The following is a 25,252-nucleotide window of genomic DNA, read 5'->3' on the forward strand; positions in this document are numbered from 1 at the left end:
TCCAGATCGGCAATCCTGGAGCGCAAGTTACTGTACCGCTTATAAAAATTTGCACAAATATATGCTGCTTGAACGACAGGGTCGGCGGTTCGCATACCTTCAAGAGCTTTGATCGCGCGGGCAAAATCCGGCCCGCGAAATACCTAGACCAAAGCGGACGAATAAGCGAGACGTTGGAAACCCCGCCAAGTGCAATACTCCGCCCACTTTGTGCGACCTTCGCCGTCCCGACGCTTGAAGCCAATCAAAAAGATGCTAGTCCACTTGCGCTGGCGGAATGACCTCCGTATCCTCCGCCATAAGCATGCGCCCATCTTGTGCCCGCAGCTCCAGCCGCCGTACCGGCAGGTGTGTTGCTTTGTCGACCAGGACGACATGCGGCTCATTAGGCCCGAAGAAAAAATCCTCGCCCCATTGGCGAAGCGCGACCAAGAGGGGAAACAGGCCGCGCCCCTTCTGTGTCAGCACATATTCCTGATAGGGACTGCCATCGGAGGCGGGCACGGTGTCGAGAATGCCGTGGGCGACGAGATTGCGCAGCCGGGCGGACAGGATGTTCTTGGCAAGCCCGAGGCTCTTCTGAAATTCGCCGAACCGGCGTAGCCCATCGAAGGCGTCGCGGATGATCAGCAGCGACCACCAGTCGCCGATCGCATCCAGCGGCCGCGCGACCCCGCACAAGGAACCCTTGTGGCTTATTCTCTTGGCCATCCGATCCTTCCTTAATTGCTTTCGCATCTCTGCCGATGCCGTTTCGAGAGCGCAAATGGGCATCTTGAGCATCCGTTCCATATAACGGTTGCAAACTAAAACCACAAGAGATATCCATCTTGTGGTTTTAAACTGCAACCACAATAGGAGAGCAGCGTGATTCCCTCTGACGCAACCTTCGCCGGCACATTCCCCTTCGCTCCGCATTTCACCGATGCTCCGGGTTTTCGCATGCATTACGTGGACGAGGGACCACGCGACGGCGAGGTCATCCTATGCCTGCATGGAGAGCCGACCTGGGGCTATCTCTTTCGCCATCTGATCTCGACGCTGAACCAGACGCACCGCATCGTTGTTCCCGACCACATGGGTTTTGGCAAAAGCGAAACGCCTGAAGGACGCAGCTATTGGCTGCAGGACCACATCGCCAATCTGGAGACCTTCGTGCTCGCGCTCGGCCTCACCGACATCACACTCGTCATGCACGATTTCGGCGGCCCGGTCGGCATGGGCTTTGCGGCTCGTCATCCACACCGCATCCGCCGCATCATCTCGGCAAACGGCCCGACACCGTTTGGCCAGCCGGATCTTGGCGATCAGGTGATGGCAAACGCCGCCTTGTCCGCATGGTTTCAATGGATCATCAAGGCCGAGGCCGACGGCACGCTGGAGCCGGTACTCAACAATCTCGGCTATAACATCCTCAGCACGCTCAAGCTCAACGGCTTCGAAAACAATACCGTCATCACCGACTCCTGGCTCAATGCCTATGTTGCCCCCTTTGCCACGGCGGCCGAGTGTCTTGGCGCACTTGGCTGGGCCAAGGGCTTTGCGACCGGCGCCCACCAATTCGAGATACCAGATCCGGCCGCCGAGCGCATCATCCGTGGCAAACCAGCTCTCGCCATATGGGGCGAAGCGGACAGAACACTGCATGCGGAGCATTTCCTGCCGCTCTTCTCCGCGCTGTTCCCGTCGGCACCCATCGAGCGTCTCCCAGGCGTTGGCCATTACTGCTTCGAAGATGCGCCGGAGATCATCTCGCGCCTGATTGCGGATTTCGTGCAGCGGACCTGAGGCCTAGATCAAGCTATCCGAAGGCAAAACATCGCCAAATCGAACGCTCAGCCCGTTTCGCGCGCGGGCTTTGAGGCTCGCGCGCATAAGCAAGGACGATCTGATGCATCGTCAAACGCGCTATTGTTCAACTTCAAATGCGCACGACGACCTTTCCGCCCGCCTCATTCGTTTCCATTAGCACGTGTGCTGCCTGAATATCTTCAAGATCAAATACATGGATAGGTTTTGCCTGGTAGACCCCTCGGGCAGCTATCGGCTGTCGAGAAAGCGATCGTCAACGCAAAACGGACGCTCATCCAGGATCATCTTGATCATTGTCTCGAGGAGACCGTGGGGCCACTTTCGCGGGACAAGCGGCAGTCGATCGGCGATTTCAAAACCATTACGAAATATCTCTGACGGTATGACCTCACAGATATCTCGTACATAGCTGCAGGACTGATCACAATTATGGGTTGCGGTCCCTGTGCAGCAACAACACGCACGCAAACAGAGATTTGAACGTAGCCATTAATTGTTGCATGACCGCTTTGATCTTTCAGATCGCCGAGGCAAGCCGTGTCTCGGTGTAAAGCCTTCGCAATTTCCCGGCGATGGGTCCCGGTTTACCGTCGCCGATGACGACATCATCGATCTTGATCACTGAAGTTGCGAAATTGGTGGCGGAGGTGATGAAGGCTTCCGCAGCCTCCTGGGCTTCCTCGACAGAGAATGGACGTTCCTCAACGGTCATTCCGGCACCACGAGCGAGATCGATAATGCTTGCCCGAGTGATTCCGTGCAGCAGCGCATTGGACAGGCCCCGCGTCACCAGGGTGCCATCCGCCTTCACGATATGGGCGGTCGCTGCGCTGCCTTCGGTGATGAACCCGTCCTCAACGAGCCACGCATCGTCTGCACCGCGCCGTATGGCTTCCATTTTCGCCATCGACGGATAGAGCAACTGGACTGTCTTGATGTCCCGGCGCTCCCAGCGCCAGTCCGGTACGGTGGCGATCGACAGGCCGGTCTGGCTGCGAGGATTGTTCAGCACCGGCTTCGCCTGGGTAAACAGCACCAGCGTCGGCTCTGCCTTCACCGGATATGCAAAATCACGATCGTCGGCGCCGCGGCTGATCTGCAGGTAGATCAGGCCCTCGTCCAGATGGTTGCGGAGGACGATGTCCCGGTGGACGTCGAGCAGCGCCTCTTCGGAAAGCGGGCAGGCAATGCCGAGTTCCGACAGCGACCGCTGTAGTCGAGCCGCGTGCCCATAGTAATCTATCAGTTTACCGCCGATCACCGCCGTCACTTCATAGATTGAATCGGCGAACAGGAAGCCACGGTCAAAAACGGAAACTTTCGCTTCGGTTTCGGGAAGCCAGGCGCCGTTCAGATAAACAGTGCGGGTCAATAGGTTGTCCTCAGTCAGAAACAGGCTTTGCAAAGGGAGCGATGGCGATGCCGTGTGCGGCGAGCGCCGTGCGCAAGGCGCGTGCCGTCGCAACGGAGGCGGGGTTGTCTCCATGGACGCAGATCGTTGCCGCATCGACCGGCAGCTTCCTTCCACCTACGGTCGGGATGAAGCCCTCCCGGATCATCGACAAGGTCTGATCGACACTCTGCTGTGGATCGTGAATGACCGATCCCTCCATCTGGCGAGAGGTCAGCATGCCATTGTCGTCGTAGGTCCGGTCGGCATAAACTTCGCAGGCAACGCGAAGGCCGGCCCTTTCGGCAGCCTTCATCGTTTCCGAATAGGGTAGGGTGATGAACACAAGCGTCGGATCGACCGTCTTGATGGCGCGAACGCAGACCGCGGCCAGCTCGGGATCGACAGCCGCCATATTGCCGAGCGATCCATGGGTCTTGACATGAGTCATTGGCCAGGAAAGAGCCGACGCCATGCCTTGCATAGCTGCGATCTGATAGATGATCTGTGCTTCCAGGTCTTCCGGGCGCTCGCCGGAAATGCGCCGGCGGCCAAAACCATAGAGATCCATGAACGACGGATGTGCGCCGATCGCCACGCCTTTGGCCTTGGCGGCCAGGATCGTATTGCGCATCACCACGGGGTCGCCTGCGTGGAAACCGCAGGCAATATTCGCGGTAGAGATCAGCTCCAGCATCGCCTCGTCGTCGCCGATTGTATAGGCGCCGAAGCTTTCCCCCATGTCGCAATTGAGATCGATGGTTACCATCCGAAAGAACTCCTTGCGGGGTAAGCTTGCTTTCCGGCAATAAGACAATTTCTGCGCCGTGCCGTCCCGCAGCGTCAAGTTGACAGCAGTTTTAGTTGACATACAGTTGGTATACTGAAATAGCAATAGCCAAAACCAGGTGAGAATCGCACCCGCTTGTAACGGATGAAAGGGATCGACGCGCAATGCCCAAAATGTTTCCGCGCATTCTTGCTTGCGGCGACAGCGCCTTGTGCGTCGAGCTTTCCGACATTATCGACGAGGCGATCAGTGGGCAGGTCATCGCGCTGGCGCAGAGCCTGACGGATACGCCCATCGACGGCGTCGAAGAGCTTGTGCCGACCTATCGCTCGCTGATGGTCGTCTATGATCCGGAGATCATTCGCGGGCGCAATCTTGCAATCAGCCTGCAGCACCGGCTGGAGGACCTCGCAGTCGGCGACAGCCATTCGAGACATTTCGACATCCCGGTCGTTTATGGCGGAGCGGTCGGGATGGATCTGGAAGCGCTCGCGGCCATGAAAGATCTGACGACCTCTCAGTTGATCGAGCTTCATTCGTCGGTGGAATATCGCGTTTATATGATCGGGTTTGCACCCGGCTTTGCCTATCTCGGCGGGCTGCCGGAGATACTGCACACGCCGCGTCTTGCTGCGCCCCGGCAGAGAATCGAGGCGAGCGCGATCGGTATCGGCGGCAAGCAGGCAAGCATCAATTCCGTTCCGGGCCCAAGCGGCTGGCGGTTCATCGGCCGGACGCCGCTGCGGCTTTTCGAACCGGCGCGGCCCAAGCCGTTCCTGCTTCGGGCCGGCGACGGGGTAAGTTTCCGCCCCGTCAGCGAAGACGAGGCCGCGATCGTTGCCCGTTCGATGGGCGCCGGAGAGATGGACCAGGGGCGGTGTTGAAATGATCTTCCTGAATATCCAGCAGATAGGGCCGATGGCAACGGTTCAGGATCTGGGCCGAAGGGGCCTTCAGCATGCCGGCGTATCCGGTTCGGGCCCGATGGATATGCCGTCTTTCCGGATTGCCAACGCTCTTGTCGGCAACGAGCCGATGTCTGCGGCGCTGGAATTTGCAGGCGTTGGCGGAAGTTTTACGGTCACTCAACCGGTACGCTTTGCCGTGACCGGCGGTGACGTCGACATCCGGCTCGATGGAACGAAAGTCTATCCTTGGGAGAGTTACGATCTATTGCCGGGGATGACGCTGGCGATCGGCGCCTTGCGGGACTGTGTCTGGGGATATCTCGCGCTCTCCGGTGGCGTGGATGTGACGCCGGTGTTGGGTTCGCGCTCCACGCATCTCGGCACGGGGCTCGGTGGTCACGAGGGACGTCGACTGCAGGCCGGCGACCACCTGCCGCTCGGCGAGGCAACCGCATCGGCTAATCTCGCCCTGCGGCAGCCATGGCGACGAAGCGCGCGACCCATTCAGGTCATTTACGGTCCTCAAGACGATTATTTCTCCGCGGACGTCAAGGAGACGCTTCTGGGGACGCCTTTCACCGTTTCTGCTCGCCGCGACCGGATGGCGCAGATGCTCGACGGGTCGCCGATCCGGGCAGTCGCCGGACACGACATCGTTTCGGATGGCACCCGCCCCGGCTCCATTCAGGTGCCGGCCTCAGGACGGCTGCTTGTTCTGATGGCAGAGCGGCAGACCGCCGGCGGCTATCCGAAGATCGCCACAGTAGCGTCCGTCGACCTGCCTCGATTGGCGCAAGTGGTGAGCGGACGGGCGATCCGCTTTGCCCGGGTTTCACAGGAACGGGCTGAGGAACTGCTGATCGGCGAACGGCAGGCTTTACGGGGTATCCTTGCAAACCTGGTGGCAAAGCCGAGAAACGACAATCAACGGGGAGAGATACTGCATTGAACCAGCCGCTTGCTCAACAGGCCTATGGAAAGATCATCGAGATGATCCTGTCCGGCACCTTGATGCCCGGCGATGCGCTGCAGGAAGCAAAGCTGGGCGAGACCCTGGACATGTCGCGCACACCGGTGCGCGAGGCGATCAAGCGGATCGAGGCCGAGGGCCTTGCCGAACAGGATGGCCGCTTTCTGAAGGTGCGGACGCTGACTGCCGCCGAGGTAGAGGAAATCTTTTTTCTGCGCGGTGTGCTGGAATCCTACTGCATCAGGCAGGCGACGTCGGTTCCCGTTACCTTGCTCGATGAGCTGGAGAAACGGGTTCGCCATCTGCAGCGCCACGGTCCGGGCGAAGAGGACGAGCAGCGCCGGGTGGACGACGACCTGCATCGAACGTTTGCGCTTTCGAGCCGCAGCGAGGTGATGGTCAGCACCATCGCCGATCTACGCCGCCGCACCTGCATGTTCGACCACAGCAACCTGCCGCATCGCTTTCTGAAAAGCTGCGAGGAACATCTGGAAATGCTCGACGCCGTACGAGCCGGCGATGCGGGGAGAGCTGGTATCCTGATGGTCGAACACATCACCCGTGCGCGCGATGCCATTCTGGAAAGGTTGGCGCTATCTCCCGAAAGGACGGCCGAATGAGATGCCTCATCGTTCAGCCGGTTCATGCCGACGGGCTGGACCTGCTCCGCCAAGCCGGCGTCGAGCCGGTCCTGTGCCCGAAGCCGGATACGGAGACCGTTGCGCGGATGATCGTCGGCTGCGATGCCGCGATCACCCGCGATGCCGGCTTGTCCGGCGCGGCAATTGAGGCCAGCGATTGCCTTCGTGTCATCGTCGTGCATGGCGCCGGCCACGATGCCGTTGACAAGGATGCGGCATCGAGGAAAGGTGTCCTCGTCTGCAATACGCCGGGCGCCAATGCACGCTCCGTCTCTGAGCTGGCGCTGGCACTGGCGCTTGCTGCTGCCCGTCGTATTTCCGCCGCCGATCGCAGCGAGCGTGCCGGCCTTCACGGCCTTCGCGAACGCGAGACCTTCTCGGAGCTTTCGGGCAAGACCGCCCTCATCATCGGCTTCGGCGCCACGGGCGCCGGCCTTGCGCATATGCTCAAGGCCGCGCTCAATATGCGAGTACTCGTGTATTCGCCGCGCATATCCGACCTTCAAGGCTTCGAACGGGCCGGCAGCCTCGGCGCCGGCCTGTCGCGGGCCGATCTAGTCTCGCTGCATACGCCGCTGCGTCCTGAGACCCGGCACCTGATCGGCGAAGAGGCGCTTTCCGTTGTCAAGCACGGAGCGATCCTCGTCAACACCGCGCGCGCAGGCCTGGTCGACGAAGCGGCGCTTGCCGCCGCCATCGAGGTCGGCCGGATTTCCGCGGCAGGTCTCGACGTTTACAGCGACGACGCCCCGCGAGGACCGCTGGCCGCGTCCGATCGGGTGATTTTCACGCCGCATCTCGGCGGCGCGACCGAAGAGGCCTTGCGCCGCGTAGCGGTTGGCTCGGCCAGAAACGTGCTGACTGCTCTATCCGGCGAGCGCCCGGCCACCGCACTTAACAACCCCGCAGAGATAGCCGCATGACCGAGACGCTGATCAGGGAAACCGTCGAGCGGTTGCTGGAAAAGATCAATGCCATTTCCGCCCCGGGTCCCGGATATACTCGACCGTCCTACAGCAGTTTAGAAAGCGATGCGCATCGCGTTGTTATCGAAGAGGCCGAGGCGCTTGGCCTTGAGATCACACGCGACGCGGCGCTCAATCTCTTTGCCCGCCTGCCGGGTCTGGATCGGAACGCGCCTGCGCTTCACATCGGCTCGCATCTGGATACGGTTCCGATGGGCGGCGCCTACGACGGAGCGGCCGGTGTGGTCGGCGCCATGGCCTTGGCAACCGCCTTCGTAAAGAGCGGCGAAGCGCCGCCGACCGATATCGTCGTGACCGTGACCAGGGCCGAGGAAAGCGTGTGGTTTCCCGTCTCCTATGTCGGCTCACGGGCAGCGCTCGGTCGCCTGACGGCACCGGAAATGCAGGCCAAGCGCGCCGACAGCGGCCGCACTCTTGCCGATCACATGCTCGAACTGGGCGGCGATCCCGATGCCGTGCTGCGCAATCCAGGACTTGCGGCTGCCCGCTTCGTCGAGCTGCACATCGAACAGGGGCCGGTGCTCGACGAAGCGGGCGAAGCCTTCGGGATTGTTCATGGCGTGCGCGGTGGCTTGCGTTATCGGGATGCGCGTATCGAGGGTATATGGGCCCATTCCGGCGGAGCGCCACGCGCCGCCAGATCGGATGCCGTCTTTGCCTTAGCCGATCTCATCGTCGCTATGGACAAGGCCTGGGGTGCAGTTCTTGACGAGGGGCATGACCTTGCGGTCACCTTCGGCCGCGTCGATGCGGCGACAGCCGAACATGCCTTTGCCAAGGTTCCGGGCCGCGTCGATTTCTGCATCGATATCCGCAGCGACGATATGGCCATTCTCGAACGCGTCGACGGAATGTTCCGGGACGAGATTGCGAAAGTCGAGAAGGCGAGGGGCGTGCGTGTTGTCACCGGCGCGCAGTCGCGCAGCCAGCCGACACGGTTGTCCTCCGAGCTTGGCCACGACATAGCCGCTACCGCCGCCGCCTTCGATCTGAAGCCGCGATTCATGCTGTCGGGCGGGGGGCACGACGCTGCCGCCTTCGCTCAGGCTGGCTGGGAATCGGTCATGGTGTTTCTGCGCAACTGGAACGGAAGCCATAATCCGGACGAGGCGATGAGCCCGGCTGATCTCGTGCAGGCCGTGCGGGTCCTCCATCGCACGTGGTCGAGAAGCTGAAGGTGATAACATGAGCGAGACCTTGGCCCAGCAGGCCTATAAGGACCTAAAGCAGCGCATTCTGGAAGGCACGATCAAGACCGGCGATCTACTGACCGAGCGGACGCTCGCAATCGAATCCGGCATTTCCCGCACACCGCTTCGCGCCGCCATTTCGCGGCTTCAGAAAGAGGGCGTCGTCTCGCGGCTCGCCAACGGCACGTTGATGGTCCTGCCCGTGACCGTGGAGCAACTGCTGGAGATCGTCCAGGTCCGCCGGCTGATGGAAGGGGCCGCTGCCGCCCGAGCGGCGGAACGGCCGATGACGACCGCGCTCAATCAATCTCGGCAGATCATGCAGGCCTATGTTGAAGGAAAAGATGTGGCTTTCGATAGTTTCTGGATGGACGACGACGCTTTCCACGAAGCCGTTGCTGAAGCGGCGGATCTGCATCTTCTGCCCGCCATGCTGAGGGAGATGCGCAGCATCGCCCGCCGATGCACTATCACCCGCACCCATGATCGCTTTGCAGAGCAGGCCGCTGAACATATCGCGGTGATCGACGCCATCGAAGCGCGAGATCCCGCCGCCGCCGTCGCTGCGATGGAAGCCCATTTCGACAGCGTACGCAGCCGGTTTCTGGGGTGGCTCGCCCGGCCCTAGAGCGTTCGTTGCGAAACTGCGATGCGCTTTCCCGATGGAGGCACCGCTTTTCGCATTTATCCATTCCGGACGGTTGTCCGTTTTCGTCTCGATCATGAGACGCTAATGCCGAAGTTGAGTAATGCCAGATGCATGAGTTTGCCGAATTCAAAGGCCACGAGGCGGCTTTCCCTGAGGACGAGTTCAAGCAGCGGCAGAACCGTGCCCGCGCAGCCATCGGGCTGGCCGGATACGAAGCGCTCATCGTCACCATCCCTGAAAATATTTATTGGCTGACCGGCCGTCAGACAGCGGGTTATTTTGCCTTTCAGGCGCTGATCATGCCGGTGGAGGGCGAGCTGACGATGCTGGTCCGGCAGTTGGAACTGGCCGGATCGATCGCCAACACCTGGATCGACGACATTGTTGCATACCAGGATGGAGAGGATCCGGCCTCCGCCCTCGCACAGCTTTTGCAGGAACGGGGGATCGCGCGGCCCGCAATCGAGCTTGCAGGCTGGTTCCTTTCGCCGATGCTTGCACAACGGATCGCTGCGCAGACCGGCGTCGAAGCCATGCCTGATGGCTCCGCCATTCTTCCTCCGCTCAGAGTGGTGAAGTCGCCTGCCGAACTTGCGGCCATCAGACTGGCCGCCAGCTATGCTCAGAAAGGGCTTATCGCCGGCATTTCAGCTTGCCGGGCCGGCACGGATGAGAACGCCATCGCTGCCGCCATGCTGGATGCTGCGACAAAGGCCGGGTCCGAGGTGATGGCGATGGAACCGCTGGTATCCTCGGGGCCGCGCAGCGGTCTGCCCCACATGACATGGCGCCGTCGTCGGCTCGAAGACGGCGACCCCGTCTTTCTCGAACTGGCTGGAAGCCATGCCCGCTATCATGCCGCGCTGATGCGCACGGTCTGGATAGGTGAGCCGGCGGTCGAAGCCCGGCGGATGATGGATTGTTCGCTTATGGCGCTCGACACGGCTCTCCGCGAGATCAGGCCGGGCATTCCCTGCTCTGTGCCGCACGAGGCCGCCCAGCGAGTGATCGATGCGGCGGGCTACACGGCGGCCTTCCGCAAGCGCATCGGCTATTCCATGGGCATCGCCTTTGCTCCGGATTGGGGCGAGGGCGGCATACTCAGCCTATTTTCCGGGGTCGAGCGCATCATCGAGCCCGGGATGGTGTTCCATTTGCCGGCGACCCTGCGCAGCTACGGCGTCTGGACCGTCGGCGCTTCCGAGACGGTCATCGTAACCGAGAATGGCACCGAACTGCTATCCGACCTGCCTCGTGATCTGATCGTCCGATGAAATCTGTTTCCAATCTCTCAAACCTGATATCGCAAAGGAGCTACCATGCGTTCGCTTTTCCATCTCGCCTATCATGTGACCGATCTTGACCAGTCCCGTCAGTTTTATGGCGGCGTTCTCGGTTGTGAAGAGGGACGGTCGACCGATACCTGGGTGGACTTCGATTTCTTCGGCCACCAGATCTCGCTGCATCTCGGCAAGCCTTTCGAAGTCGCCCGCACCGGCAAGGTCGGCGATCATATGGTAATGATGCCGCATCTCGGCGTCGTCCTGCCGCTGGACGACTGGTTTACCCTGTCGAAGCGTCTGCAGGACGCAGGCATCGCGTTCGACATTCCGCCGGTCGTGCGGTTCGAGGGCGAGCCGGGCGAGCAGCGCACGATGTTCTTCTTCGACCCGAGCGGCAATCCGATCGAGGTCAAGGGCTTCAAGGATTTCGACGGCGTCTTCGCGCACTAACTGAAAACCGGCGGCTGTCGGCCGCCGGCTTTCTACTATTGCGATTTCACGCAGGCATTCGCCCGCAATTCACCACCAATGGCTGGGGGAGCGCGTCAGAAGCTCGTTGCCATCCTTGCCGATGATGAGAATATCTTCGTAGAAGGCCGCTCCCACGCCATCGAGGGAGAGGAAGGCTTCGACGCCGAACACCATGTTCTCTTCGACGATATCTTCCGGAAGCGACATCACGGTGGAAATGCGCGGCTGCTCGAAGCCAAGCCCGATGCCGTGACCGTAGAAGGGAAAGTTCTTCATGATCGGCGATACCGAACCTCCGAAGGCCGCCGTCAGCCGATCCCCCTCTGCGGCAACGTCCAGAAGCTTCGCTCCGGGGCGCATCATATCGGAAAGCCGATGCACGATATCGGCGGCCGCTTCGATCAGCCGCTTCTGGTCGGCCGTCGGCTTGCCCCGGACGCCAGTCCGGCCGGGATCGAGATAGTAGCCCTGGTAGAACGCCCCGTGGAGCGTTCCGGTGACGATATCGCCGGGCTTCGGCTTATCGGCGCTGTATCCCGTCAGCGGAAAGCGCTGGTCGAAGCCGAGCGTTTCCCCATGATTGGTGCCTATCATCTGCAGCCTTCCGCCACGGCGTACTACCTCCCGGGCGGCTTCGCCGGCGGCTTCACGCTCTGAAAGGCCGCTGATCAGCCCTTCCATCAGGCGGTTCAGGCCGACCGTCGCGGTTTCACCGCCGATGCGATAGCAATCCTGTTCGCGGGGGCTCTTGATCCGGCGCACCGACTGGACGAGGTCGTCGGCCGGGATCCATTGAATATCCGGTGCCTCCTCAAGAAGCTGCTGATAGAACTTCACGGGAATGAATTGCGTGCCAACCAGCGCCACCTGCCCGGTGATCCCTCTCTCGGTCAGCGCTTTTGCGACGCTGCGGAAAGGATGATTGGAAGAGTGCGCATCGGAAATGGAAACGAGATCGGTGCGAACTTCGGGCTCATCGATATGAAGCTGCGGCTCTCTGCCCTGCTGCAGGATAATTCCCGAGAAGGAGCGCGCTGACCATATCAGCGAATCCATGCCACCGCTGATGGCATAGTGGTTGGAGAGATAAAGAATGTCGCCGCAATTATCCGTGGTGCCGCCGCCGCGGCCAAAAACGACGGCGGCCTCAAACCCGCGCAACCGCATTTCCTGGAGAACTTTTTCCCAGCGGTTCTCATATTCTTCCTGCGGAAAATAACGGGTCATTCTTGTCTCCTGAGGGCCTCAATCGAAGCGGAGACATGACCGCATTCGAGAGGAAGATAGATCGTCGCGGGGGGCGCAGATCGGTTATTTCAGATCGCTGCGTCGCCCGGGATTTTCGGTACACCAATCGTGTTCCGAGGTCAACGCAAGCGCGTCTCCGAAATGCCCATTAGAGGAATCGTGATGAAAAAATCATCATTTGCCGAAAAATTACAGTCAATGTTGACTACTGCTTGGTCATAAATAGCTGAAATTAAAGCTTGAATTCCAGTGGTATACTGAATAGGATTTTTTCAGAACAAAGCATCGAAGACCGGAACCTCTCCTGCGCGCCAAGCCAACGACTGGCTTGGGCATCAACGGATACGGAAATAATGACTGGAAGTTCAGACAAGGTGCCCGCGAGCCACGGCCGCGGATATCAGATGAAAGCGGGGCAGGTGGCTGTCATCACCAACCTCCATGGAAATCAGGTGGTGGACACCTGGGCCGTGGGCGCGGCCGACGCCGGCGAGTTCAGCTCCATGGATCATACCCGCTCGGTGAACAGCAGCATTTATTTCGAAAAGGGGATGACTGTCGTCAGCAATCGCCGGCGACCGATGATGACGCTGATCGACGACAGCGCTTCGCTGCGCCACGACACCTTGCTCTGCCCCTGCAACGCGGAACTCTATCAGCAGCTCGGCAGCGATGGCTATCACCGTAGCTGCTCCGACAACTTTCACGAGGCGCTCTCCGAAAAGACTGAGGATCTGCCGTTCACGCCTGCCTCGCTCAATCTCTTCATGAACGTTCCGGTTCATGCCGACGGGAGCTTGGAGCGCCATGCGCCGGCATCGAAGGCAGGCGACTTCGTCGCACTTCTCGCCGAGATGGACCTGGTCCTGGTGCTATCGGCCTGCCCGCAGGACATCACCGTGATTAACGGCGATGACCGCACCCCGCAGGACGTGACAATCCGGATTGTCACGGATTATCCGGAGGTCTCCGCATGACCCCGCCGCTTCTGGCTCTCAAGGATATCAGGAAGAGTTTTGGCGAAAACGAAGTCCTGAAGGGCGTCTCGCTCGACGTCCAGCCCGGTGAGGTGGTGTCGATCATCGGCGCCAGCGGTTCCGGCAAGAGTACCTTCCTGCGCTCGATCAATGGCCTCGAAATGCCGCAGTCCGGCTTCCTGAAATTCGAGGAGCTGTCCTTCGATTTTCACGCGGAATCCCGCTTTCTGCCGACGCCGGCGCAGATGCAGTCGCTTCGGAAGCGGGTCGGCATGGTCTTCCAGAGCTATAACCTCTGGCCGCACATGACGGTTCTGGAGAATGTCATCCATGCGCCCATGAAACTGCTGAAGCTGCCGAGGGCGCAGGCGATCGAAGAGGCCGGGGCGCTTCTGTCGCGCATCGGCCTCTATGAAAAGCGCGACAGTTATCCGACCCGGCTTTCCGGCGGACAACAGCAGCGCGTAGCGATCGTACGGGCGCTTGCCATGAAGCCTCGGCTGATGCTGTTCGATGAGGTGACCTCGGCGCTCGATCCCGAGCTCGTCCATGAAGTGCTGGTCCTGATGGCCTCACTCGCATCGGAAGGCATGACCATGTTGCTGGTGACGCACGAGATTGCTTTTGCCCGCGACGTATCTTCACGCGTTCTGTTCTTCGACAAGGGCGTGATGGCCGAATCTGGCGCGCCGGAGATCTTACGCAACCCCCAGAGCGACCGGTTGCGGCAATTCCTCCACCGTATTCTGCACGACGGGCTGGCCTATGGCGCCGCGGCAGCCAAGACTGCCTAGGGAGCATGATCATGCCGACGAATTTTCTGACGGATGTCAGCCTGTACGGCCCCGGCTTCTTGGTGGCGTCCTGGACCGTGCTCTGGCTGACGATCCTCACCATTGTCGTCAGCTGGATTTCGGGCCTCCTTGCGGCCCTCGGCCAGAGGTCTAGTTGGCGCGGGGTCCGCGCTGTCGCTGCCTTCTACATCTGGTTCATTCGGGGCACGCCGACGATCATCCAGGTCTTCATCGTCTATTTCGGCTTTCCGCAGATCGGCATCAGGCTCTCGCCGTTTACGGCGGGCGTTCTGGCGCTCGGCATCAACAGCGGCGCCTATGTCGCGGAAATCATCCGCAGCGGTCTGTCGGCAATCCCGCGCGGGCAAATGGAATCGGCCCTTGCGATTGGCTTCAATCACGCCGCCACGATGCGCAGCATCATCCTGCCGCAGGTGTTCCGCATCGTGCTTCCGTCCCTGACGAATGAGGCAATCTCGACGCTGAAGAATACGTCGCTTCTATCGACCATCACCGTTGTCGAGCTGACGCTCTATGCTCAGACATTGATCGCGATGACCTTCCGTCCGTTCGACTTCTATATTGCGGTCGCGGTGATCTATCTGCTCTTGACGACGATCTTCACGCAACTCGCGGCTTGGCTGGAGCGCCGCTACGCGGTGCACAGCTGAACCGACTGCCTTTATTCCTCGTGCGTCCTGCCCGGGGAGACTGACCTCTTGTTGCCGAGCGGCAAGAGACCTCCAACAAGAATGAAGAAGGGAACAGACATGAAACGTCAGATAATCGCCTTTGCTTTTGCCGCAGCCGCCGTTTTTTCCGGCCAGGCGTCAGCCTCGGCCGCCGATCTTGAATTGCTGCAGCCCGGAAAGTTGCTGGTCGCCACCGAAGGCACTTTCCCGCCGTTTAGCATGCGCGCAGCCGACGGGACTCTCGATGGTCTTGAAATCCGCGTGATGAAGGAGATTTCCAAACGGCTTGGTCTCGAATACACGCCTGTCATCATCAAGTGGGAATCGCTGCTGATCGGACTTCAGGCCGATCAATATGATATTACAAGCGATGCCATGGACATCACGCCCGAGCGTCAGAAGCAGGTTGTTTTTGCCGATGGCTGGCTGGAATCCGGCGGCGTTGTCGTCGTTCCGAACAACTCGCCCATCAAGTCGCCGGATGATCTGAAAGGCAAGACGGTTGGCGCGCTGGCATCCTCCACCTTCTCCAAGATAGCGGAAGACAAGGGAGCCACCGTGAAGGGCTACAAGGCCGAGACCGACGGCATCCAGGATCTTATCAACGGCAACATCGACGCTGAGATCACTGATGCGATCGGGGCTGGCTACATGATCAAGTCCGCAAATATGCCGCTTCAGGTTCTGCCGGAATTCGTTAGCCATATCCAGAAGGGCTTTGCGGTCAAGAAGGGCAAGCCCGAGCTGGTTAAGGCCGTCAACAAGGCTCTCGCTGACATGATTGCGGATGGCACCTACGCCAAGCTCACGACGGATCTGGTGGGCTTCAACCCAGCCCCGAAAAATCCCATCAAAAGCATTCTTCCGTAATCCGCTCCACTCTTGCCGCGGCTATCATACCTGCCGCGGCACATCCATTACTTCTCGGGTCCTGAACTGGCTTCTCGGCCTGCTTTCGTCGATGTGGGTTCAAATTGGATTTCCTGGGAACAATTCCCTTTGGCAGCAGCGCTAGATTATTGGGAAATGGTCGCTATCGAGCGTTTGCCTCAACACATTTGCGCCCCATCTACCAATGCAGTCGCCATAAGGCTTTGAAAAAATGTGCGAATATTACTCGCTATGGGGAATCAGAGGTTCTAATCCCATCAAGAGCTATAATTACCGGTCAAAATGCGTTTGCGGTGCTCGTTCACCACTTCAAGAAATGTCATTCACGGTAGATAAAGCATTCGCCGGTTGTCTTTTGCAGATCGATCCTCGACTGGCGCCGCTAATCGGCGCGCCCCAGTAGTCCTGAACAAAAATCGGTGAAGACACGGACCTTTGCAGCGCGATGACGTCGTGAAGGAAAGATTGCATAAAGAGGAAAAGTCTCGTCGGGCCAGTCGGGAAAGATCTCGACGAGCTTGCCGCTTTCCATGATGTGCTGCGAGCCGAGTTCCATGATTTGCGCGATGCCGGCTCCTTCACGGCACGCGCCGATCATGGTCTCGACGTCCGAGACCATCAATCGCGCTGACTGGCGGATCGGAAATATCTCACTTCCTCGGCGAAATTCCCATTCGAATGCGCGTCCAGTCGTTGGGTCTTGATAATCGATGCAGGTGTGATTGATGAGGTCGCGCGGGTGCCCGGGTTTGCCATGTTTTTCCAGGTAGGCCGGTGACGCGACGGTCAAAATCCGGGTCTCCAACATTTTCCGATTGGTAAAACCCGCCACGGGTGGCTCTCCAAACCGTAAAGCCATGTCGAAAGCGTCGGCGACCAGATCACCGATATGATCGCGCATGATCAGCTCAAGCCGCAGGTCTGGATGTTGATCCAGAAAACTGGCGAGCTCGCGCGCCAGCACCAGTCGTGAGAAGAAGGGATCGACATTGACGCGCAACCGGCCGCGAACCTTTTCTGTAGCACCAGCTGCGTCGATGGCGGCTTCCTCGATGCCATCGAGATGAGGCCCCACGCGCTCCCAGAAACGCCGTCCCTCGTCTGTCAGCCTCAAAGACCGCGTTGTCCTGTCGAGAAGGCGTATCCCAATCCGCGCCTCCAGTCGCTGTATCGATCTGCCGACGCCCGATTGGGTCATCCCCAATGCCTCAGCCGCTCGCGTCATCGTCCCTGCTTCCACAACTGCCATGAAAACGCTCACGCCGGTCAGTAGTCGCCCGTCATACGTCATTGTTCCATGACTCCACGTCCGAAATGATATGACAGATATGCGCTGTTGTTTGCAGTTCAAGAAATCTACTTTGACACGCAAAGCAGAAAGGAACACACCATGACACAGCAATCGACAGTACTGGTTCTTGGCGCCTCGCGCGGCTTGGGATTCGCACTCGCGAAAGAGTGGCTGGAACGTGGTTGGCGGGTGATAGCCACAGTGCGTACACCTTCCCGCGAGCTCGCCGATCTTGATGTTCGATTTCCAGGAAGCCTAAAAATCGAAACGGTCGACATCGCGAGCGCTGAGAGCGTAAGGGCCCTGAAGAGCCGCCTGACCGGGCGTCAGCTCAACGTCCTTTTCATCAACGCCGGTATCGCACGTGCGATCGAGCAGAGCCCTGAAGTCGCTGATGAAAGCGATTTCCTGGATATGATGCTTGTGAATGCGTTCTCGCCTGTTCGCGCAGCCGAGCTTCTGGGGGATCTGGTGCCAGCCGGAGGGACGATCGCCATCATGACGTCGGAACTCGGCAGCATCCAAAATGCCAAGGGGGCCTGGCAACTCTATTCTTCCAGCAAAGCGGCCCTCAACATGCTGATGAAAGGCTATGCATCACAGCATGAAGAAGAGCGACACACGCTTCTCCTCGTTGCCCCAGGTTGGGTCCGCACCGAGATGGGCGGCTCTGATGCCTCGCTTTCAGTTGAAGAAAGCATCCCGCTCGTCGTCGATATGGTCGAAGCAAACCGCGGCAAGCCCGGCCTGCGCTACGTCGATCGCTTCAACGCGTCCCTGCCGTGGTGACCTGACCGCAGCTGAAGAAGAGTTGGGCGACAGACTTCGTTCATGCTAGCGCCTTCCCGATCGAGGCGCCACCATCGACGTGGAGGGTCTGCCCAGTGACGAACCCAGCGTCATCTGACAGCAGGAAAGCGATCGCAGCGGCGATTTCCTCCGGCCTGCCGAACCTGCGCATCGGAACGCCTGCGAGATAGCGGGCTTCGCCGTCGCTTCCGGCCGGGTTGTTTGCCCTGAACAGCTCCGTTTCCGTGGGACCCGGCGATACTGCATTCACCGTAATCCCGGTTTCGGCAAGTTCGAGGGCCCAGCTCCTTGTGAAGCTCACCAGCGCTGCTTTGGCCGCAGCATAGCTGGTGCGCTGCACGCTGCCGAGGACGGTGAGGCTTGAGATATTGACGATCCGCCCCCAGCCACGCGAGCGCATGCCAGGAAGTGCCGCCTGGGTGGCAACCAGAGCCGGATGCAGATTGACGCGCATCACTTCTTCAAGCGTCTCAACCGCGATATCGCCCAACGGCTCTGCCCGCACGAGGCCGACATTGTTTATGATCCCATCTACGCTGCTGTTGCGCACGATGGCCGCGAGTTCGTCGCCGGCTGCGTGGTCGGCAAGATCCAGCGAATGGAGACGGCCAGGAAAACCGTCGGTCGAACTACGGGCGATGCCGATAACCTCATGACCCTGTTGGGCGAGACGGTTTGCCAGAGCAAGGCCAATGCCCTTGCTGGCACCTGTGATCAGAAATCTTCTCTTCATGGAAAATCCCCGACCCCACCTTCGAAGAGGCAGGGTCCTTTGGTGTGGATCGGATCAGGCGGCGGTGCGGGTTGCTGCCGCACGAAGCGCGGGCAACATGTCTTCCGGTTCCGGACGGCGCGTGTAGTCCGGATTGACCTCGGCATAGAGAATGACGCCTTCCTGGCCGACGACGTAGCGGGCGGGCATGGGCAGCGTCCAGCTCGGATCGCCGTTGAAGGCCGGAAGGTCGTTCTTCAGCGACTTGTAGAGGTCAACCAGGTAGTCCTGCATCTCGAAGCGCAGGCCGAAGGCGGCCGCGACGTCGTTATGCGGATCCGATAGGATCGGAAAGGTCAGGTTGTTCTGGCGCACCGACTTGCGGCTGTTGACCGGGTTCTGCGGCGAGATGGCGACAAGCTTCGCACCGAGCGCCTCAAACTGCGGCAGGGCTTCTTGCAGGGCCTGAAGCTCCATGTTGCAATAGGGGCACCAGACACCGCGATAGAAGCTGATCACCAGCGGGCCATGCGCGAGGAGATCGGCAGACGAGACCGGATTGCCGTCGGGATCGGAAAGCGTAAAGACCGGCAGCTTATCGCCGGCTTTCAGCGCCTTCTGTGCGGCACCAGAGGCAATCAGTTCGGCGGTGGCGCGGTGCATCGTCTCGATTACCGAGTAAGGGACGTTATAGGGCGGCTTGCCGGCTTCGAAATCGACCTTGAAAGCGTCGAGCTTGGACTGAAGTGTCATGGTCATTCTCCTTCGAATAGAATTGAGATTGGTGTGAGAAGGCCGGACTTTAGGATTCGCCCCGAAGTCCGGAGATGAATGGGGGATTGATCAGCCGTTGGCGGCCATGGAGCGGGCGACTTCCGCGGCGCTGATGCCTTCCAGAGCCAGCCCATAGCCCGCACCTTCGTCGATGATCCGGCGCAGCTTCTGCGTCAGCGCAATGCGGGTGTAGCGGCTGGTTAGGGGCGGAAGCGCTGCAATACCTTCGGCGATCTCGCGGGCACGGAAGAGCAGCGTGTCGGCGGGCACGATCTCGTTAACGACGCCCCAATCCTTCGCGGTTGCCGCATCCAGCACCTGGCGGGTCAAGATGAAATAGCGGCCGCGGATGCTGCCGATCACCTCGGGCCAGAGCAGGTTGACGCCATCACCGGGAACGATGCCGAAGTCGAAGTGCGGCTTGTCCTGGAAAACGGTCTCCGGCGTCGCCAGAATGATGTCGGTCAGCAACGCGTATTCCGAGTGCAGCAAGACAGGGCCGTTGAGCGCCGTGATCATTGGCACTTCGATGTCGAGGATGTTCATGAGAACCTTCTTGCCCTCGCGAAGGATCTTGTCATAGCCGCGCGGAGAGAAGAAATCGAAGCCCTCGGGGTTGATGGCGTCCATGAAGGCGTCACCCGAGCCGGTCAGGATGACGACGCGGTTGTCGCTGTCGGCGCCGATCTCGTGGAAGAGATCGACGAACTGCTCGTGCGTGTGGCCGTTGAAGACGAGCTTGCCACCATCGGTGTGCAGCGCAACTTCGAGAACGCCGCTTGCCGAGCGGGTCAGGCGGGCGTTCGGAAAGCTGTTTTTATAGGTATCGAAACGGGACATGGGTGTACTCCTGTGTGTCCGGGTTTTGCGGTCGGGATTGAAGAGGAAGCGGGAGAGAAAGCGCATGCTTCAGGCCGCCGGAGCTGGAGCTTCGACCAGCGCTTCGAGGCGGGCGGTAGCTCGCTGGACGGCGGGGCGTGCAGCCACGGTCTCGAACCAGCGGGAGAGGTTTGGGCGGCCATCGAGGGTCAGGCCGGGAAATTGGATCCGCCACATCCAGCCGAAATGGGCGACGTCGGCGATAGTGAACTCTTCTCCGGCCACAAAAGGTTGCGAGGCAAGCTTGTCATCGAGGATCCCCAGGAGCCGTTCGGCTTCAGTCGTGAAGCGCGCCTCTGCGATCGGCTGCGGCTCGGGCGACGAGCGCTTGAAGAAGCCGGCATTGCCGAAGGCGGGGCTCAAGCCCGAGGCATGGAAGAAGAGTTGCTCGAAGACGCGGGCGCGGCCGATACGATCCTTTGGCAAGAGCTTGCCCGTCTTCTCGGCGAGATAGACGAGGATGGCAGCACTTTCGGTCAGAACAAAGCCGTCTTCGACCAGGACCGGCACCTTGCCGTTCGGATTGACAGTGAGAAACGCCTGCGCTTTCTGCTCTCCCTTGCGGACATTCACCGGTCTCAAATCGTAGGGTAACCCCATCTCTTCGAGCGCGATCAGCACCTTAATGCTGTTCGGAGTGGCAAAGGCGTGGACTTCGATCATGTTCGTCTCCATCGGATCGTGTTCCGTTGGAGAGAGTTATGACCATTCCTGTGATCTTGCGGCAGGCACGTTGAAGCGATAATGCTTATTCCCAAGGAGAATAGGCAATGGATAGATTGCAGGCGATGACCGCGTTCGTGCGGGTGGTGGAGACAGGATCCTTCTCGGCGGCGGCCCGGCAGATCGGCGTCGGTCAGCCGGCGATCTCGAAAACGATCGCGCAGCTGGAGGACCGGCTGCAGGTCCGCCTCGTCGTCCGCTCTACACACGGTCTGGCGCCCACCGATGCAGGGTTACGCTTCTTCGAGCGGGCAAGAACAGCGATACAGGAAGCCGACGAGGCGGAGCTGGAGGCCAAGGGCGCTGGGGCCGGACTGTCAGGACGACTAAGGGTTTGCGCTGCGACCACCTTTGCAAGGATCATGATCCTGCCGTATCTGTTGCAGTTCATGGACAATCATCCCGATCTCGACGTCGATGTCATTCTTGACGACCGGGTTATCGATCTCGTGTCCGAGGGCATCGACGTGGCGCTGAGAATGGGCGAATTGGCCGATACCTCCGCCGTGGCGAGGAGGCTGGCGACCGGCCGCCGCTCGGTGATCGCAACCCCGGCCTATCTCGAACGTCACGGCATACCCCTCGCTCCGGCCGATCTCGCGGCCCATCAGGCCGTTGTCTATACCCAGCTAGGCAACGCCTGGACCTTCAGCCGTGAGGGAGCACAGGCTTCGGTCACTGTTTCCGGCCGGGCGCGGTTTAGCGCGGCCGAAGGCATCCGCACCGCAGTCCTGTCGCATATGGGCCTCGCGGTCGCGTCCGACTGGATGTTTGCACCGGAACTGGCAGACGGTACGGTGCGGCGCGTCCTTGAAGACTGGGAACTTCCACGGATCGATCTCTGGGCGGTCTTCCCGACCGGCAGGCTGGCAAGTACAAAGGCGCGCGCCTTCGCCGATTTCGCGGGATCAATCGTCGCGATGCAAAGGATGTAGGCCACAACTAAATTCCTTCGGAAAAGCCGGGCGGGAAGTTCCATATGGCTCAAGAGGCCAGAACCGCATCGACGGAGAGGGATTTCACGATGACGGCGTCGATGAATTTGGTCATCATGCGAGCATGTTCAGACAGTCGACACTTTCGCCGTTGATCTTCATTTCATCCGATCTTTCGGAACAAGAGCTGGCGGACAGCCCGCTCGCCATCAACGGCATGAAACTCCTTCGCTACGCGGAGCAGTCCGGCGGCATCCCCTTGACCCAGTCTTTGGGAGCTTTCCATCGCAAATGCGTCGAATGGGCAGCACATGAATTCCGCTGGCCTGGCTTGGAACCCGATGTGCTTTATTCGGTGAACAAGGTTCTCAACGAACCGGATTTCCCGCCGTTATCTATCCTGCACGAGGCGTTAGAGGACTTGCGCCTCATCCGCCATTACAGGGGCAAAGCTATTCTGACGAAAGCAGGCAGGTCTATTCTCGGCGATCATGGTGCGCTTCAGGCATTTCTAACCGAATGGATCTTGGCCGCCCCGCTGCAGGAAAGTCTGTCGCCCGAGGCCGCGGCCTTGTTCTGGGATCTGCGGCATATGCTCGGCATTGTTTCTAACCGAATGGGCGATTGGTTGACGCTCGGCACATTCACCGAATGGGCACTGCCGGTCGAGCTTTTCCAAGCAGGGGGCCGTTCGGACCGCGACATGAGGCAAGCTTCTTCATTGCGTATAATTTCATAAGGCCTCTGACCTGGCTTGGCCTTTTGGAAAATTCTCCTCAAAATTCGCCCGGCCTGGCAGTAACCGCCAGGCAGTTCCTCAAGTCGGAGATTTTCGACAAGGTCATCAAGATTGTGCTCCCGAACAACATGCGGGCAATCGGCGTGCATTGATGTCCGGTAGCGGTCGATGATCGCACTGATCGATCGACGCCACATATCGGCCCATCGCTATCGAAGACTGTGGACCATGCCTCGACCTGACATCCCGGGTTCATGACCACAGGACGACATCGTGGTAATGCCTATTCCATGACGCAGAATAATCGTGCAGCGCACCTTGCCCAGTTCGATATGTTTTCGGACGGACCACCGGCGGCTCCGGCCAAGTCTCCTGTGAAAATGCCGGCCGCGCGCACGGCGAAGGTCGCCGTGTCCGAGCAGGAGATGGTCGATCAGCTTGAGGCAACAGGTCGTTATCGGATCTTGCAAAAGCTCGAGGCCCGCCCGGTTGTGCGCAGTCCACGCCCGGAATTCCCGCTCAATGGCATCATTCTCGACACCGAGACCACTGGCCTCAACCATCGCAAGGACGAGATTATCGAGATCGGCTTGATCGCATTCACCTTCAATGAACAGGGCGTGATCGGCGACGTGACGGGGATTTATGGCGGCCTGCAGCAGCCCGGCAAATCGATTCCACGAGAGATTACCAAGCTGACGGGGATCACCGACGACATGGTCGCCGGCCAGAAGATCGACATAGTGGCCGTGGAGACTCTCGTCGCTCCAGCGGACCTGATTATCGCCCACAATGCCGGATTCGACAGACCCTTCTGCGAAGCGTTTTCCCGTGTGTTCTGCAACAAGGCTTGGGGCTGTTCGAATGCCGAGATCGATTGGTCGGCGCTTGGGTTCGAAGGCAGTAAGCTCGGGTACCTCATCGGTCAGGCCGGTTATTTCCATGACGGCCATCGCGCCGTGGACGACTGCTTTGCCCTGCTGGAAGTCCTGGATCGCAACGTTGAGGGGGATTACTGGTCTCCGTTTGCGGAGCTCTACAGGGCAAGCCAGCGATCCCGGGTGCGCATTTTTGCCGAGAACAGCCCTTACGACCTCAAGGATCACTTGAAGGCGAGGGGCTATCGTTGGTCGGATGGCAGCGAGGGGCGCCCGAAATCCTGGTGGATCGAAGTGGACGAGGCCGCTTTGGCTGACGAATTCCACTACCTCCGCACAGAGATCTACCGCCACCCGGAAGCGGATCCACCCACCAGATACCTGACCGCCTTCGACCGCTTTCGCGCTTAGTGGCGTCAAATTGGGCGACCTTTTTCCTCGGCTTGCACCCAGCGCATGGCTGAGCTGCTGTGAAGCCGCTAACGCAGCTGGCAGAATGCTTGTATAAGAAATCTCAACGAAGCAATGCACCTCCTCCCGCAAAGCTTCGTCACTCAGGTAGCCCACTCCTCCTCCCAAGGACTGCTTGACGGACAAGGGCACTCCTCCTCCCAGCCGTTGTTGAACTGTTTCGAAAGCCTGCCGCACCTCCTCCCGCGGCAGGCTTTTTCGTTTCTGCCTACATCCCGAAATCCAGCTGTGACTGATCCTGATCGTTATCTCTGTGACGATCCTGGGTGAGTGACGATAGCGTTACGCCCAAAAGGCGCACCGACCGCTTGAATGGATAAACGGTCGCCAGCAGCCCGGTTGCTACCTCGAAAATCTCATTGCCGTTGACAAAGGGCAGGGCGGTGGTCCTGCTGCGCGTCGCCTGAGTGAAGTCGGAGTATTTGATTTTCACGGTGACAGTCTTGCCGCTAAACGCCCTGGCTTCGCAATAACCCCAGACCTTTTCCGCCAGAGGCCTCAGCTCGCTCGTCGCGAGATCAAGATCGTTGATATCCTCGCTGAACGTATCCTCAGCGCCAACCGATTTTCGCACGCGGTCCGGGCGAACCTGGCGGTTATCGACACCGCGAGCAATGCCATAAAAGTAGGGCCCAGACTTTCCAAAATGCTGCGTCAGGAACGCCAGTGACTGCGCCTTCAGATCCGCCCCAGTCTCGATCCCGAGCCGGTGCATCTTCTCGGCGGTAGCTGGACCGACACCATGGAATTTCTTGACGACCAGGCGGTCGACGAAGGCCGGCCCGTTCTTCGGCGTGATCACCGCCTGGCCATTTGGCTTGTTGAGGTCGGACGCCATCTTGGCCAAAAACTTGTTGTAGGAAATCCCGGCTGATGCGTTGAGGCCGGTCACCGCTTTGATCTTCGCGCGAATTTCCAGCGCGATCTCCGTGGCGACAGGCATGCCCTTTAGGTTTTCCGTCACGTCGAGATAAGCTTCGTCCAGCGACAAGGGTTCGATCAATGGCGTGTATTCGGCAAAGATCTCTCGGATCTGCCGCGAGACCGCCCGGTAGACTTCGAAGCGCGGTTTTACGAAAATCAGATCCGGGCACTTGCGCGCCGCCGTGACCGACGGCATGGCAGAATGAACCCCGAACTTGCGGGCCTCATAGCTGGCGGCCGCCACCACACCGCGGGCGGCAGCACCACCGACGGCCAGCGGTTTGCCGCGCAACTCCGGATTATCCCGCTGCTCGACGGAGGCGTAGAAGGGTAGAGTAGGCGATGAGCGCCTAGCCGCCTCGCAGCGGGTGGTCTCTCATCGCCTCTCGCCGAACCGGACGTGCGCCTTTCGTTACGCATCCGG

Annotated in this window: 27 protein-coding genes and 2 pseudogenes; 19 read left to right on the forward strand and 10 right to left on the reverse strand. The window is 59.8% G+C overall.

The window, feature by feature from the left end; translation table 11 throughout:
• The coding region (locus FHT28_RS35985; protein ID WP_210255983.1) for a hypothetical protein at nucleotides 1-281 on the forward strand (281 nt) is incomplete at its 5' end.
• Here the strand turns inward: FHT28_RS35985 and FHT28_RS35105 are convergent.
• Nucleotides 256-711 (reverse strand): helix-turn-helix domain-containing protein, encoded by a 456-nt coding sequence (locus tag FHT28_RS35105; protein ID WP_168598820.1) that lies wholly within the window; start codon nucleotides 709-711, stop codon nucleotides 256-258. The genes FHT28_RS35985 and FHT28_RS35105 overlap by 26 nt on opposite strands.
• 156 nt (nucleotides 712-867) lie before the next feature.
• On the opposite strand from FHT28_RS35105, the gene FHT28_RS35110 reads away from it, so the two are divergent.
• Both FHT28_RS35110 and FHT28_RS35115 read left to right on the forward strand, forming a co-directional pair.
• On the forward strand, nucleotides 868-1,788 hold the full coding sequence (locus tag FHT28_RS35110; protein ID WP_168598821.1) for an alpha/beta fold hydrolase: 921 nt from the start codon (nucleotides 868-870) through the stop codon (nucleotides 1,786-1,788).
• A 249-nt stretch (nucleotides 1,789-2,037) separates the two neighbouring features.
• Nucleotides 2,038-2,190, forward strand: a pseudogene (locus FHT28_RS35115) (metal-sensing transcriptional repressor); the annotation flags it as partial.
• A gap of 139 nt (nucleotides 2,191-2,329) precedes the next feature.
• Here the strand turns inward: FHT28_RS35115 and FHT28_RS35120 are convergent.
• On the reverse strand, nucleotides 2,330-3,184 hold the full coding sequence (locus FHT28_RS35120) for a D-amino-acid transaminase (RefSeq protein WP_168598822.1): 855 nt from the start codon (nucleotides 3,182-3,184) through the stop codon (nucleotides 2,330-2,332).
• A 10-nt stretch (nucleotides 3,185-3,194) separates the two neighbouring features.
• The gene (locus tag FHT28_RS35125) at nucleotides 3,195-3,971 is read right to left on the reverse strand and encodes a 5-oxoprolinase subunit PxpA (protein WP_168598823.1); all 777 of its coding nucleotides are present in this window, start codon (nucleotides 3,969-3,971) and stop codon (nucleotides 3,195-3,197) included.
• Between the two features lie 185 nt (nucleotides 3,972-4,156).
• Here FHT28_RS35125 and pxpB point away from each other — a divergent pair, with 185 nt between their 5' ends.
• From pxpB to FHT28_RS35165, 8 genes are all read left to right on the forward strand, one after another.
• The gene (gene pxpB / locus FHT28_RS35130) at nucleotides 4,157-4,876 is read left to right on the forward strand and encodes a 5-oxoprolinase subunit PxpB (protein ID WP_168598824.1); all 720 of its coding nucleotides are present in this window, start codon (nucleotides 4,157-4,159) and stop codon (nucleotides 4,874-4,876) included.
• A 1-nt stretch (nucleotide 4,877) separates the two neighbouring features.
• Entirely contained in the window at nucleotides 4,878-5,849 is a 972-nt protein-coding gene (locus tag FHT28_RS35135; protein ID WP_168598825.1) for a biotin-dependent carboxyltransferase family protein, read from the forward strand.
• A complete protein-coding gene (locus FHT28_RS35140; protein ID WP_168598826.1) occupies nucleotides 5,846-6,490 on the forward strand; it encodes a GntR family transcriptional regulator in 645 nt (214 codons plus the stop codon). The genes FHT28_RS35135 and FHT28_RS35140 overlap by 4 nt, the downstream gene beginning before the upstream one ends.
• A complete protein-coding gene (locus FHT28_RS35145; protein ID WP_168598827.1) occupies nucleotides 6,487-7,434 on the forward strand; it encodes an NAD(P)-dependent oxidoreductase in 948 nt (315 codons plus the stop codon). The genes FHT28_RS35140 and FHT28_RS35145 overlap by 4 nt, the downstream gene beginning before the upstream one ends.
• On the forward strand, nucleotides 7,431-8,672 hold the full coding sequence (locus FHT28_RS35150; protein ID WP_168598828.1) for a hydantoinase/carbamoylase family amidase: 1,242 nt from the start codon (nucleotides 7,431-7,433) through the stop codon (nucleotides 8,670-8,672). The genes FHT28_RS35145 and FHT28_RS35150 overlap by 4 nt, the downstream gene beginning before the upstream one ends.
• Before the next feature lie 10 nt (nucleotides 8,673-8,682).
• Nucleotides 8,683-9,315, forward strand: coding sequence for a GntR family transcriptional regulator (locus FHT28_RS35155; RefSeq protein ID WP_168598829.1), 633 nt, complete (start codon nucleotides 8,683-8,685; stop codon nucleotides 9,313-9,315).
• A gap of 128 nt (nucleotides 9,316-9,443) precedes the next feature.
• Entirely contained in the window at nucleotides 9,444-10,610 is a 1,167-nt protein-coding gene (locus tag FHT28_RS35160) for a Xaa-Pro peptidase family protein (protein WP_168598830.1), read from the forward strand.
• 45 nt (nucleotides 10,611-10,655) lie between these two features.
• A complete protein-coding gene (locus tag FHT28_RS35165; protein WP_168598831.1) occupies nucleotides 10,656-11,069 on the forward strand; it encodes a VOC family protein in 414 nt (137 codons plus the stop codon).
• A 69-nt stretch (nucleotides 11,070-11,138) separates the two neighbouring features.
• Here FHT28_RS35165 and FHT28_RS35170 read toward each other — a convergent pair whose 3' ends face one another.
• Nucleotides 11,139-12,317 carry a M24 family metallopeptidase gene (locus FHT28_RS35170; protein ID WP_168598832.1) on the reverse strand — a complete coding sequence of 393 codons (1,179 nt, stop codon included), beginning with the start codon at nucleotides 12,315-12,317 and terminating at the stop codon, nucleotides 11,139-11,141.
• A gap of 374 nt (nucleotides 12,318-12,691) precedes the next feature.
• On the opposite strand from FHT28_RS35170, the gene FHT28_RS35175 reads away from it, so the two are divergent.
• The 4 genes from FHT28_RS35175 to FHT28_RS35190 all read left to right on the forward strand — a co-directional run bounded on the left by FHT28_RS35175 (nucleotide 12,692) and on the right by FHT28_RS35190 (nucleotide 15,671).
• Nucleotides 12,692-13,315 carry an urea carboxylase-associated family protein gene (locus FHT28_RS35175; protein WP_168598833.1) on the forward strand — a complete coding sequence of 208 codons (624 nt, stop codon included), beginning with the start codon at nucleotides 12,692-12,694 and terminating at the stop codon, nucleotides 13,313-13,315.
• Entirely contained in the window at nucleotides 13,312-14,109 is a 798-nt protein-coding gene (locus tag FHT28_RS35180; protein ID WP_168598834.1) for an amino acid ABC transporter ATP-binding protein, read from the forward strand. Before FHT28_RS35175 ends, FHT28_RS35180 begins: the two co-directional genes overlap by 4 nt.
• 11 nt (nucleotides 14,110-14,120) lie before the next feature.
• Nucleotides 14,121-14,780 (forward strand): amino acid ABC transporter permease, encoded by a 660-nt coding sequence (locus tag FHT28_RS35185; protein WP_168598835.1) that lies wholly within the window; start codon nucleotides 14,121-14,123, stop codon nucleotides 14,778-14,780.
• 99 nt (nucleotides 14,781-14,879) lie between these two features.
• Nucleotides 14,880-15,671 carry a transporter substrate-binding domain-containing protein gene (locus FHT28_RS35190; RefSeq protein ID WP_168598836.1) on the forward strand — a complete coding sequence of 264 codons (792 nt, stop codon included), beginning with the start codon at nucleotides 14,880-14,882 and terminating at the stop codon, nucleotides 15,669-15,671.
• A gap of 403 nt (nucleotides 15,672-16,074) precedes the next feature.
• On the opposite strand, the gene FHT28_RS35195 is transcribed toward FHT28_RS35190, so the two are convergent.
• Entirely contained in the window at nucleotides 16,075-16,983 is a 909-nt protein-coding gene (locus tag FHT28_RS35195; RefSeq protein WP_168598845.1) for a LysR family transcriptional regulator, read from the reverse strand.
• Between the two features lie 99 nt (nucleotides 16,984-17,082).
• Between FHT28_RS35195 and FHT28_RS35200 the strand changes: the two genes are divergently transcribed.
• Entirely contained in the window at nucleotides 17,083-17,772 is a 690-nt protein-coding gene (locus FHT28_RS35200; protein ID WP_168598837.1) for an SDR family NAD(P)-dependent oxidoreductase, read from the forward strand.
• A gap of 40 nt (nucleotides 17,773-17,812) precedes the next feature.
• Here FHT28_RS35200 and FHT28_RS35205 read toward each other — a convergent pair whose 3' ends face one another.
• The 4 genes from FHT28_RS35205 to FHT28_RS35220 all read right to left on the reverse strand — a co-directional run bounded on the left by FHT28_RS35205 (nucleotide 17,813) and on the right by FHT28_RS35220 (nucleotide 20,821).
• Nucleotides 17,813-18,526: an SDR family oxidoreductase gene (locus FHT28_RS35205; RefSeq protein ID WP_168598838.1), complete on the reverse strand. Its 714-nt coding sequence runs from the start codon at nucleotides 18,524-18,526 to the stop codon at nucleotides 17,813-17,815.
• A 54-nt stretch (nucleotides 18,527-18,580) separates the two neighbouring features.
• Complete coding sequence (locus FHT28_RS35210; protein WP_168598839.1) at nucleotides 18,581-19,258, reverse strand: peroxiredoxin-like family protein; 678 nt, start codon at nucleotides 19,256-19,258, stop codon at nucleotides 18,581-18,583.
• Nucleotides 19,259-19,348: 90 nt separating this feature from the next.
• Entirely contained in the window at nucleotides 19,349-20,119 is a 771-nt protein-coding gene (locus FHT28_RS35215; protein WP_168598840.1) for an enoyl-CoA hydratase/isomerase family protein, read from the reverse strand.
• 69 nt (nucleotides 20,120-20,188) lie between these two features.
• The gene (locus tag FHT28_RS35220) at nucleotides 20,189-20,821 is read right to left on the reverse strand and encodes a glutathione S-transferase family protein (protein ID WP_168598841.1); all 633 of its coding nucleotides are present in this window, start codon (nucleotides 20,819-20,821) and stop codon (nucleotides 20,189-20,191) included.
• 107 nt (nucleotides 20,822-20,928) lie between these two features.
• On the opposite strand from FHT28_RS35220, the gene FHT28_RS35225 reads away from it, so the two are divergent.
• The 3 genes from FHT28_RS35225 to FHT28_RS35235 all read left to right on the forward strand — a co-directional run bounded on the left by FHT28_RS35225 (nucleotide 20,929) and on the right by FHT28_RS35235 (nucleotide 23,844).
• The gene (locus tag FHT28_RS35225; protein WP_168598842.1) at nucleotides 20,929-21,816 is read left to right on the forward strand and encodes a LysR family transcriptional regulator; all 888 of its coding nucleotides are present in this window, start codon (nucleotides 20,929-20,931) and stop codon (nucleotides 21,814-21,816) included.
• Between the two features lie 343 nt (nucleotides 21,817-22,159).
• Complete coding sequence (locus FHT28_RS35230) at nucleotides 22,160-22,555, forward strand: hypothetical protein (protein WP_168598843.1); 396 nt, start codon at nucleotides 22,160-22,162, stop codon at nucleotides 22,553-22,555.
• A gap of 380 nt (nucleotides 22,556-22,935) precedes the next feature.
• Complete coding sequence (locus tag FHT28_RS35235) at nucleotides 22,936-23,844, forward strand: 3'-5' exonuclease (protein WP_246705053.1); 909 nt, start codon at nucleotides 22,936-22,938, stop codon at nucleotides 23,842-23,844.
• A 268-nt stretch (nucleotides 23,845-24,112) separates the two neighbouring features.
• On the opposite strand, the pseudogene dinB reads toward FHT28_RS35235, so the two are convergent.
• Nucleotides 24,113-25,156 (reverse strand): annotated as a pseudogene (gene dinB, locus FHT28_RS35240) (DNA polymerase IV); the annotation flags it as partial.
• Nucleotides 25,157-25,252 lie beyond the last annotated feature (96 nt).

It is taken from the genome of Rhizobium sp. SG570, from assembly GCF_012275345.1.
Taxonomy (GTDB): Bacteria; Pseudomonadota; Alphaproteobacteria; order Rhizobiales; family Rhizobiaceae; genus Rhizobium; species Rhizobium lusitanum.